This is a genomic window from Streptomyces sp. NPDC020845, assembly GCF_044334165.1.
Taxonomy (GTDB): domain Bacteria; phylum Actinomycetota; class Actinomycetes; order Streptomycetales; family Streptomycetaceae; genus Streptomyces.
The window spans coordinates 25,108-35,949 of sequence record NZ_JBIRSJ010000039.1 but is presented as its reverse complement, the minus strand read 5'-3'; the positions used below and the strand labels follow the sequence as shown (position 1 = coordinate 35,949).

General features: G+C 71.4%; 7 protein-coding genes. 2 read left to right on the top strand and 5 right to left on the bottom strand.

Annotated features, from left to right (window positions below; genetic code table 11):
• From ACH4U7_RS51800 to ACH4U7_RS51785, 4 genes are all read right to left on the bottom strand, one after another.
• The coding region (locus ACH4U7_RS51800; protein WP_353595384.1) for a flavodoxin-dependent (E)-4-hydroxy-3-methylbut-2-enyl-diphosphate synthase at positions 1-169 on the bottom strand (169 nt) is incomplete at its 3' end.
• A gap of 141 nt (positions 170-310) precedes the next feature.
• A complete protein-coding gene (locus ACH4U7_RS51795; protein WP_398534720.1) occupies positions 311-1,612 on the bottom strand; it encodes a M50 family metallopeptidase in 1,302 nt (433 codons plus the stop codon).
• Positions 1,609-2,874 (bottom strand): 1-deoxy-D-xylulose-5-phosphate reductoisomerase, encoded by a 1,266-nt coding sequence (gene dxr / locus ACH4U7_RS51790; RefSeq protein ID WP_398534719.1) that lies wholly within the window; start codon positions 2,872-2,874, stop codon positions 1,609-1,611. Before dxr ends, ACH4U7_RS51795 begins: the two co-directional genes overlap by 4 nt.
• Before the next feature lie 169 nt (positions 2,875-3,043).
• The gene (locus tag ACH4U7_RS51785; RefSeq protein ID WP_398534718.1) at positions 3,044-4,975 is read right to left on the bottom strand and encodes an acyl-CoA dehydrogenase family protein; all 1,932 of its coding nucleotides are present in this window, start codon (positions 4,973-4,975) and stop codon (positions 3,044-3,046) included.
• Positions 4,976-5,215: 240 nt separating this feature from the next.
• Here ACH4U7_RS51785 and ACH4U7_RS51780 point away from each other — a divergent pair, with 240 nt between their 5' ends.
• Both ACH4U7_RS51780 and ACH4U7_RS51775 read left to right on the top strand, forming a co-directional pair.
• Positions 5,216-6,232, top strand: coding sequence for a LacI family DNA-binding transcriptional regulator (locus tag ACH4U7_RS51780; protein ID WP_398534717.1), 1,017 nt, complete (start codon positions 5,216-5,218; stop codon positions 6,230-6,232).
• Positions 6,233-6,437: 205 nt separating this feature from the next.
• A complete protein-coding gene (locus tag ACH4U7_RS51775; protein ID WP_398534716.1) occupies positions 6,438-8,483 on the top strand; it encodes a TIM-barrel domain-containing protein in 2,046 nt (681 codons plus the stop codon).
• Positions 8,484-8,584: 101 nt separating this feature from the next.
• Here ACH4U7_RS51775 and ACH4U7_RS51770 read toward each other — a convergent pair whose 3' ends face one another.
• Positions 8,585-10,777, bottom strand: a complete 2,193-nt coding sequence (locus ACH4U7_RS51770) for an MMPL family transporter (protein WP_398534715.1) — start codon at positions 10,775-10,777, stop codon at positions 8,585-8,587.
• Positions 10,778-10,842 lie beyond the last annotated feature (65 nt).

The window sequence follows — 10,842 nt, the reverse complement described above, 5'->3', positions numbered from 1 at the left end:
TCTGCTGCAGCGTCGCCCCGATATCCGCCGTCACCGTCGTCGTCATCGACTGCACCGACACCGGCGCGTCCCCGCCCACCGCCACCGACCCGACCTGGATTTTCCGGCTGACTCTGCGGTCGGCGAGCTTGATCGGAACGGACGGCATTCCAAGCGAAATCGCTGTCATCTGGCGAGCAACCCCAAGGTCATGAATGAAGGTCCCGAGATCGGCGGGCTCCGGTGTCCGAGGTTACGGCACCGCGCCCGGGCCAAGCACATTCCGGCCCCGAAGTCCATCGAATGGTGAACTTCGGGGCATTTCGCATCATCACGAGATTTTCACCGGATTCACCACATCGGCCACCAGCACCAACAGGGTGAAGCAGATGAACACTCCGGCGATCACATAGGCGACCGGCATCATCTTGGCCACGTCGAACGGCCCCGGGTCGGGCCGCCGGACCAGCCGGGCGGTGTGGCGCCGTACGGACTCCCACACCGCGCCCGCGATATGCCCGCCGTCCAGGGGCAGCAGCGGCAGCATGTTGAACAGGAAGAGCGAGAGGTTGAAGCCGGCCACCAGGAACAGCATGGTGGCGACCCGCTGGGAGGCCGGGATGTCCAGGTTGGCGACCTCTCCGCCGACCCGGGCCGCGCCGACGACGCCCATCGGGGAGTCCGCCTTGCGCTCACCGTCGCCGAAGGCCGCGTTCCACAGGTCGGGGACCTTCGAGGGCAGGGCGATCAGCGAGTCGATGCCGTCCTGGACCATATTGCCCATCCGGTCCACCGACTGGCCGAAGGACTGCTTGACCACACCACTGGCCGGGGTGAAGCCGAGGAAGCCCGCGGAGACGTACTCTCCCTCCACATAGCCGCCCCGCCCGTCCGACTTGGCGACCTGGTGCTTGACGAGGACCGCGTGCAGATCCTTACGGACGCCGTTCCGCTCGACGGTGATCGTCGCGGGGCCGACCGTCTTGCGGATGCGCTGCTGGAGAGCGCTCCAGTCCGAGGTCGGCTCGCCGTTGAAGGCGACGATCTTGTCGCGGGCCCGCAGCCCGGCCGTGTTGGCCGGGGTGTCCTTGGCACCCTTGGGGCACTTGTCGGTCGAGGCCGAGGCCGGGACCACACACTTCTGGACGGTGCCCACGGTGGTGGTCTGGGTGTTGACGCCGAAGGCCATCATCACGCCGAGGAAGATCGCGACGGCGAGCACCAGATTCATGAACGGCCCGGCGAACATCACGATCACGCGCTTCCACGGCTTGCGCGTATAGAACATCCGGGTCTCGTCGCCCGGCTGGAGCTCCTCGTACGCCGCCGACCGGGCGTCCTCGATCATGCTGCGCCACGGCGAGGTGGAACGTGCCGCTATCTTCCCGTCGTCGCCGGGCGGGAACATCCCGATCATGCGGATGTAGCCGCCGAACGGGACCGCCTTGACGCCGTACTCCGTGTCCCCCTTCTTCCGGGAGAAGATCGTCGGACCGAAGCCCACCATGTACTGCGGCACCCGGATGCCGAAGAGCTTGGCCGTGGAGAGATGTCCGAGCTCATGCCAGGCGATCGAGAAGAGCAGTCCGACAACGAATACGACGATGCCGAGGACCGTCATCAGTGCCGTCATGCGCGAGCCTCCGGAGTCGCTTCGGCCGCACGGGCGGCCAGTTCACGGGCGCGGGCGCGGGCCCATGCCTCGGCCTGGAGGACGTCCTGGACCGTGAGCCGGGTTCCCGCGGTGGGGGTGCCGTGTTCGGCCACCACTTGGGCGACCGTATCGACGATTCCGTTGAACGGCAGCTTCCGGGCCAGGAAGGCGTCCACACACTCCTCGTTCGCCGCGTTGAAAACGGCGGGCACGGTGCCGCCGAGCGCGCCGACGTGGCGGGAGAGGCCGATCGAGGGGAACGCGTCGTTGTCCAGCGGGAAGAACTCCCAGGTGTGCGCCTTGGTCCAGTCGCAGCCGGGCGCGGCGTCCGGCACCCGGTCCGGCCAGCCGAGACCGAGCGCGATGGGCATCCGCATATCGGGCGGACTCGCCTGCGCCAGGGTGGAACCGTCAATGAATTCGACCATCGAGTGGATATACGACTGCGGGTGGACCACAACCTCAATCCGATCGAAGGGAATGTCATAGAGCAGATGCGCCTCGATGACCTCCAGCCCCTTGTTGACCAAGGTCGCGGAGTTGATCGTGATCACCGGGCCCATGTCCCAGGTGGGGTGGGCCAGCGCCTGCTCGGGCGTGACCTCGGTCAGCTCCTGCTTCGTACGCCCCCGGAACGGCCCGCCGGACGCGGTGACCACCAGCTTGCGGACCTCCTGCCGGGAGCCGCCGAGCAGCGCCTGGAAGAGGGCGGAGTGCTCGGAGTCGACCGGCACGATCTGCCCGGGCTTGGCCAGGGCCTTGACCAGCGGCCCGCCGACGATCAGCGACTCCTTGTTGGCCAGCGCGAGCACCCGGCCGGCCTCGAGCGCGGCGAGGGTGGGCGCCAGGCCGATGGAACCGGTGATGCCGTTGAGCACGGTGTCGCACTCGGAGCGGGCCAGCTCGGTGGCCGCGTCCGGCCCCGCGACGATCTCCGGCAGCGGCTCCCCCGCCCCGTACCGCGCGGCCAGCGCCTCGCGCACCTCGGCCACGGCCTCCGGCCGGGCCACCGCGACCACCCGCACCCCCAGCTGGTGAGCCTGCTCGGCAAGCAGCCCGGGCCGCCCGCCGGCGGCGGACAGTCCGGTCACCCGGAAGCGGTCGGGGTTGCGCAGCACCACGTCGATGGCCTGGGTGCCCACCGATCCGGTGGAGCCGAGGATCACGATGTCGCGCGGGCCTCCGGTGGCGGCGGTGGCCGCCGGAAAACGGAGGTGCGGGTCAGCGAGGGAATCCGTCATTGCCCCATTGTTGCCCTACTCGCGGAGGTCGGGTGACCGGGTCCGGCACCTCCGCCCCTCTTTGCGCCTGAACCGGCGCCGCTCTCGCGGACCTGGTTGCTCGCCATAGGGGTTACTCAATTCATGGTTGCGCCCGAGTGGAGGACCCGGGCGCAACCACACGGTGGGCTTAGACGCGCCTGTGGACGTTTTCCTTCGTGGCCGGGCCGGGGGTCGCGTCGGCGATCCAGGGGCCGTCGCCGCTGGGGTCGAGCACGCCCTCCTCCAGCCAGGTGTACGAGCCCGCCAGCACGCCCGAGACGACCTTGCGGTCGAGCTCGTCGGTGTTGGTCCACAGCCGGGCGAAGAGCTCCTCGGCGCGGATCCGGGCCTGTCGGCAGAAGACGTCGGCCAGCTGGTACGCCTCGGCGCCGTGGTCGCCCGTGGTGCGCAGCATCTCGGCCCGTACGCAGGCGGCGCTCATGGCGAACAGTTCCGCGCCGATGTCGACGATGCGGCCGAGGAAGCCCTGCTTGGTCTCCATCCGGCCCTGCCAGCGGGACATGGCGTAGAACGTGGTCCGGGCGAGCTTGCGCGCCGAGCGCTCGACGTAGCGCAGATGCGGGGAGAGGTCGCGGTGACCGGGTGGGCGGAATTCCGCGTAGGCCCGCGGGAGCTGGCCGGGGCCGGTGACCAGGCCCGGCAGCCAGCGGGCGTAGAAGCCGCCGGCCTTGGCGGCCGCCTTGCCCTTGTCGGACAGGGACTTGTCCGGGTCGATGAGGTCGCCCGCCACGGACAGATGGGCGTCCACGGCCTCGCGGGCGATCAGCAGGTGCATGATCTCCGTCGAGCCCTCGAAGATGCGGTTGATGCGTAGGTCACGGAGCATCTGCTCGGCCGGGACGGCCCGCTCGCCGCGGGCGGCGAGCGAGGCGGCGGTCTCGAAGCCGCGGCCCCCGCGGATCTGGACCAGCTCGTCGGCCATCACCCAGGCCATCTCGCTGCCGTACAGCTTGGCCAGCGCCGCTTCGATACGGATGTCGTTGCGGTCCTCGTCGGCCATCTGGGAGGCGAGGTCGATGACGGCCTCCAGGGCGAAGGTGGTCGCCGCGATGAAGGAGATCTTGGCGCCGACGGCCTCGTGCCGGGCGATCGGCTTGCCCCACTGCTCGCGGGCCGCGGACCATTCGCGGGCAATCTTCAGACACCACTTCCCGGAGCCCGCGCACATCGCGGGCAGCGAGAGCCGGCCGGTGTTGAGGGTGGTCAGGGCGATCTTGAGCCCGGCGCCCTCCGGGCCGATGCGGTTGGCGGCGGGGACGCGGACCCGGTGGAAGCGGGTCACTCCGTTCTCCAGGCCGCGCAGGCCCATGAAGGCGTTGCGGTTCTCGACGGTGACGCCTTCGGAGGCCGTCTCGACGATGAAGGCGGTGATACCGCCCTTGTGGCCCTCGGACGCGGGGACGCGGGCCATGACCACGAGGAGGTCGGCGACCACCCCGTTGGTCGTCCACAGCTTCACTCCGTCGAGGATGTAGCCGTCGCCTTCGGGCACGGCGGTGGTGGCGAGCCGGGCCGGGTCGGATCCCACGTCCGGCTCGGTGAGCAGGAAGGCCGAGATGTCGGTGCGGGCGCAGCGGGGCAGGAAGATGTCCTTCTGCTCCTGGGTGCCGAACAGCTTGAGCGGCTGCGGCACTCCGATGGACTGGTGGGCCGAGAGCAGCGCGCCGATGGCCGGGCTCACCGAGCTGACGAGGGCCAGGGCCTTGTTGTAGTAGACCTGGGTGAGGCCGGCGCCGCCGTACTTGGGGTCGATCTTCATGCCGAGCGCGCCGAGCTCCTTGAGGCCCTCGATCGTCTCGTCGGGGATCTTGGCCTCGCGCTCGATGCGGGCGGCGTCGATACCGGTCTCGCAGAACTCGCGCAGCTTCTCCAGGAACTTCTCACCGCGCCGTACGTCATCCGGGGCGGGGGCGGGATGGGGGTGGATCAGATCGAGCCGGAAGCGGCCGAGGAACAGTTCCTTGGCGAAGCTCGGCTTGTGCCATACCTGCTCGCGGGCTGCCTCGGCGACCCGGCGCGCTTCGCGCTCGGACACCGGCCTGACGGATGATGCGGTCATGGGTGCTCCCTTGCCGCGAAATTGGCGATCTCGTGACATTACCGGCACGTACGGTGCCAGTGTGCCTCCGGTTCGGCGGGGCGGCAAAGCGTGTGGCCCCAGGCGGTGGAAAAAGCCCGTTGAAGCGCTTCGACTATCTGGACACTGAACGCGGACGGGTCTACTGTCGATCCGCGCAGCCAGCAAAGAGCCGTTCGGCAACCCAGTCGAAGCGCTTCAATGACCCGGACGGAGTCCCGCATGGTCACCCTCGCCGAGGTCGCCCGGCACGCCGGAGTCTCCGCCAGCACGGTGAGTTATGTCCTCAGCGGCAAACGCTCGATCTCCGGCCCCACCCGCGAGCGGGTCGAGCAGAGCATCAAGGAGCTCGGCTACCACCCGAACGCCGGCGCCCGCGCCCTCGCCAGCAGCCGCTCCAACATCATCGCGCTGATGGTGCCGCTGCGGACCGATATGTATGTGCCCGTGATGATGGAGATCGCCATCGCGGTGGCCACCAGCGCCCGCACCCACGGCTATGACGTGCTGCTGCTGACCGGCGAGGAGGGCCCGGCGGCCGTGCGCCGGGTCACCGGCAGCGGGCTCGCCGACGCCATGATCCTGATGGATGTGGAGCTGGAGGACGAGCGGCTGCCGCTGCTGCGGGACGCCCGCCAGCCCACTGTACTGATCGGGCTGCCCGCCGACACCGTCGGACTGACCTGCGTCGACCTGGACTTCACGGCGACCGGCGCGCTGTGCGCCGAACATCTGGCAGGGCTCGGCCACCGCGAGATCGCCGTGGTCGGCGAGGCGGCGGCGGTGTACGAGCGCCACACCGGCTTCGCCGTACGGACCCTGGAGGGGCTGCGTGGCCGCGCCCGCGAACTGGGGCTGCGCCTGCTGCACCGGCCGTGCGAGGGCAGTTATGAGTCCATGGCCGGGGCGCTGGCCCGGATCTTCGACGAGCGCCCCGACACCACCGGCTTCGTGGTGCAGAACGAGGCCGCCATCGACCCGCTGCTGAGCCTGCTGCGCCAGCAGGGCCGCGCGGTGCCCGAGGATGTCTCTGTGGTGGCGATCTGCCCCGACCCGGTGGCCACCCAGGCCTCGGTGCGGCTGACCTCGGTCGCGATCCCCGCGCATGAGATGGGGCGGCGGGCGGTGGAGCTGGTGGTGGCCAAGCTGGAGGGGCACGGCTCGGACGAGGTGGCGCTGCTGGAGCCCGAGTTGACCGTACGCGCGAGCTCGGGCCCGGCGCCGAGCGCCGCGCCCTGACCTGGTCCTGGCCCCGGCCCTGACCCGTAGCGGCCGTCCTCCGCGCCCTCCCTCTTGCCGAAACCCGAAGCGACCTCGCCCGAAGCCCCGCCCCGGCCCCCTGAAGTCCCGCCCTCGCAGCGCCGCCGAGCCGTACGTCCCCGAAGCGATACGCCCGTAAAGCTCACCCCCCGTACGTCCACCGCCGCACCCCGAGGAGCGCCCCGTGAACCCATCACCGCCGGCCACCACCTCAGCGTCGCTCGCCCAGTCCTCCCCCACCGTCGGCACCTTCAGCGAGCGCGACGGCGCGCTGGAGTGGACCGGTCGGCAGGAGACCGTACGGCTGGAGCCGTGGGGGCCCGACGCGATCCGGGTCCGCGCCCGGCTCGGCGGGCCGCTGCTTGAGGACCTGCCAGGCGCGCTCCTCGACGGTCCGCCGAAGGCGGCCGCGAGCGTCGCGATCGAGACCGGGGAGGCGTCGCTGACCTGTGGCGCGATCACCGCGCGGATCGGCGCGGAGGGCATGATCCGGTTCCAGGCCACCGAGGACGGCCGGGAGCTGCTGGCCGAGCAGCGCGCCCACTTCTGGTGGCCGGGGCCGCGGCTGCGCACCGCCACGGGCAACGGCTACCACCGCATCGAGCAGCGCTTCAAGGCGTACGAGGGCGAGCGGCTCTACGGCCTCGGCCAGCACCAGCACGGTCTGCTGGACCAGAAGGGGGCCGTGATCGACCTGGTGCAGCGCAACTCCGAGGTGACGATCCCGGTCCTCACCTCCAGCCGCGGCTACACCCTGCTGTGGAACAACCCGGCCATCGGGCGGGTCGAGCTGGCCGCGACCGGCACCCGCTGGGTCGCCGACAGCGCCCGCCAGATCGACTACTGGATCACGGCCGGGGATCCGGCGGCCGCGCAGCGCCGCTACTCCGCGGTGACCGGCCGCGCGCCGATGCTGCCCGAGTGGGCGGCCGGGTTCTGGCAGTGCAAGCTGCGCTACCGCACCCAGGAGGAGCTGCTGACCGTGGCCCGCGAGCACAAGCGGCGCGGGCTGCCGATCGACGCGATCATCTGCGACTTCTTCCACTGGACGCATCTGGGCGACTGGAAGTTCGATCCGGCGGCCTGGCCCGATCCGGCGGCGATGACGCGGGAGCTGGAGGAGCTGGGCATCAAGCTGGTGGTCTCGGTGTGGCCCTCGGTCTCCCCGCTGAGCGAGAACCACGCCACGATGGAGCAGCGGGGCTTCCTGGTCGGCACCGAGTACGGGCCCACGGCGCACGCCGACTGGCCCGATGTGCGCGAGGGCGAGCGGATCCACGTCGCCTTCTACGACGCGACTCATCCCGAGGCCCGGGAGTTCATGTGGTCGCGGGTGCGGGCGAACTACCTGGAGCCGTACGGGATCCGCGCCTTCTGGCTGGACGCGTGCGAGCCGGAGCTCAAGCCCGGCTTCCCGGCGAATCTGCGCTACCACGCGGGGCCTGGCCTGGAGGTCGGCAACCTCTACCCGCGCGAGAACGCCCGCGCGGTCCACGAGGGCATGCGCGCGGCGGGCGAGGAGGAGGTGGTGACCCTCAACCGCTCGGCGTGGGCGGGCAGCCAGCGCCACGGGGCCGCCCTGTGGTCCGGCGACATCGGCACGGACTTCGCGACGCTGCGCCGCCAGATCGCCGCCGGGCTGAACGTCGCCCTCTCCGGTATCCCGTGGTGGAACACCGACATCGGCGGCTTCCACGGCGGCGATCCGGACGACCCGGCGTACCGCGAGGTGCTGATCCGCTGGTTCCAGTTCGGCGCGCTGTCGCCGATCATGCGGCTGCACGGCTTCCGCGACCCGGGGCTGCCGCTGGGGCCCGGGATGACCGGCGGCCCGAACGAGGTGTGGTCGTACGGCGAGGAGGCCGAGCGCATCCTCGGCTCGTATCTGCGGCTGCGTGAACGGCTCAAGCCGTACGTACTGGCGCAGATGCGCGCCGCCCATGAGGAGGGGCTGCCGCCCATGCGCCCGCTCTTCCTCGAGTTCCCCGGCGACGAGGCGGCCTGGGGCGTCGCGGACGCCTTTCTGCTGGGCCCCGACCTGCTGGTCGCTCCGGTCCTCGATGCGGGCGCGACCGAGCGGACCGCCTATCTCCCGGCGGGGGCGCGCTGGACGGACGCCTGGACGGGCGAGAGCTGGGAGGGCGGTACGACGGTGACCGTGCCCGCCCCGCTGGACCGGATCCCGCTGTTCCTACGCGACGACGCGCGGCTGCCGGTACGGGAGCCCTGACGGCCCGTCGCCGGCCGGCGCGCCCGGGGCTGTCCGGGCGCGCCGGCCGGTACCGCTCGCCTCAGGTCGCCTCAGGTCTCCTCAGGTCGCCTCAGGTCTCCTCAGCCGGCGTCCGGCCGCTCGAGCGCCACCTTCGGCAGCAGCCGGGCGAGGGGCGCGGGCAGCCACCAGGCGCGCCTGCCGAGCAGCCGCATGACCGCCGGCACGATCAGGCAGCGGATCACCACGGCGTCCAGCAGGACGGCCACCGCGAGCCCCAGGCCGAACTGCTGGAGCATACGGCTCGGGCTGAGCACAAAGGCGGCGAACACCACGATCATGATGGCGCCGGCCGCCGTGATCACCTTGCCGGTGGCCGCGAGACCCTCGCGGACCGCGTGGGAGTGGTCCTTCGTCCGCTCCCACTCCTCATGCATACGGGAGACGAGGAACACCTCGTAGTCCATGGAGAGGCCGAAGACGATCGCGAAGATCATCACGGGGATGAACGCCTCGATCGGGCCGGGCTGTACCCCGAACCAGCCGTGCTGGAAGACCAGCGTGATCACGCCCAGCGCGGCGGCGATGGACAGCAGGTTGAGCAGCGCGGCCTTCAGCGGGATCAGCAGGGAGCGGAAGACCGCCATGAGCAGCAGCGTGGAGAGGCCGACGACGACGGCGACGAACAGCGGCATCCGGTCCGCGACGGAGTCGGCGAAGTCCTGCGCGGCGGCCGTGGACCCGCCCACCAGGTAGTCGGCGCCGGTGCGTTCGCCGAGCCGCGGCAGGACGCGGTCGCGCAGCGTGTGGACGAGATCGGCGGTGCCCTCGTCCTGCGGGGAGGTGCGGGGGAAGGCGAGGACGGTGGAGACGGCGCCGTCCTCGGAGGGCAGCGGCGGTGTGGTGGCGGCGATGCCTTCCGTACGGGCGAGCGTGGTCCGCAGCTCCCTGGCGGCCGCCGCGTCGCCCCGGCTCACCACTACCAGCGGACCGTTGAACCCGGGTCCGAAGCCCTCGGCTAGCAGGTCGTAGGCCCGGCGGCTGGTGGTCGTGGTCGGATCGTTGCCCGCGTCGGCGAAGCCCAGGCGCAGGCTCAGGGCCGGGGCGGACAGCGCGAGCAGCGCCACGACGGCTGCCAGCAGCGCGGGCAGCGGGCGCCGCTGCACGGCGGAGGCCAGGGCCCGCCAGCGTCGGCCCTCCTCCCTTCCCTTGGCCCGGGCCCGGTCGGCGCGCCGCAGCACCTGGCGCTGGACGCGCCCGCCGACTACGGCCAGCAGCGCGGGCAGCAGGACCAGGGACGCCGCCATGGTGACGAGAACGGTCAGCGCGACGGCGAGCGCCACGCCCTGAAGCGCGCCCAGGCCCAGGGCGACCAGGCCGAGCAGGGCGATGATGACCGTGCAGCCGGCGAAGAAGACCGTGCGTCCGGCGGCGTCCAGCGCGGTGCGGGTGGCGGTGTGCCGGTCGGCGCCGCGGATGAGTTCGTGCCGGTAGCGGTAGAAGATCAGGAGCGCGTAGTCCACGCCCACTCCGATCCCGACGAGCATCATGACGGGCGGGGTGAAGTCGGCGACCGTGAACAGGTGTGAGGCCAGGGCGATCAGACCGATGGCGCCGCCCACCGCGAACAAGGCGGTGACCAGCGGCAGCGCCGCCGCCATCAGCGAGCCGAACAGCAGGACCAGGATGACCAGCGCGGCGAGCATGCCCGCGCCCTCCGCGGCACCGCCCGCCTCCTCCTCGGCGCCGCGCACCGCCTCGCCGCCGAGCGCGACCTCGAGGCCATGCCCTTCGGCGGCCTTGGCGTTGTCGATGATCCTGGTGATGTCCCGCTTGGGTACCTCCTCCGCCTTGCCGTCGAGGGTGACGGTCGCGTAGCCGACGGTGCCGTCCCGGGAGAGTGCGGAGGCGTCCGCGTACGGGCCGCGCACCTCGGTGACGGAGGGCAGGCCGCGGACCCGGTCGAGCGTCTTCTCGATGGAGCCGCGCTCGGCGCGCAGCCCGCCGTCGTCCTTGAAGACGATCTGCACGCTGTCTCCCGCCTGCCGGGAGCCGTGCTCGGTCAGCAGGTCGGTGGCGGTCTGCGAGTCGGTGCCGGGCAGGGCGAAGTCATTGCGGTACGCGCTGCCGGCCGCCTGCGATCCGACGGTGATCCCGGCCACCACGAGGATCCACAGCAGCAGGGCGCCCCAGCGGTGGCTCTGGGACCACGCGGCCAGGCTGCCGAAGGCACCCGTACGGCCCGGAGATCGGCCCGGGGGTCGGCCCGCGTCGGGCTCGGTGGTCGCGGTCGTGTCGCGCGGCGGAGACTTCATGCCCCGAAGCATCCGGGCCCGGTCCGCCCCGGGGCGTCAGCCCACGGCGGACACTCGCGGTACCC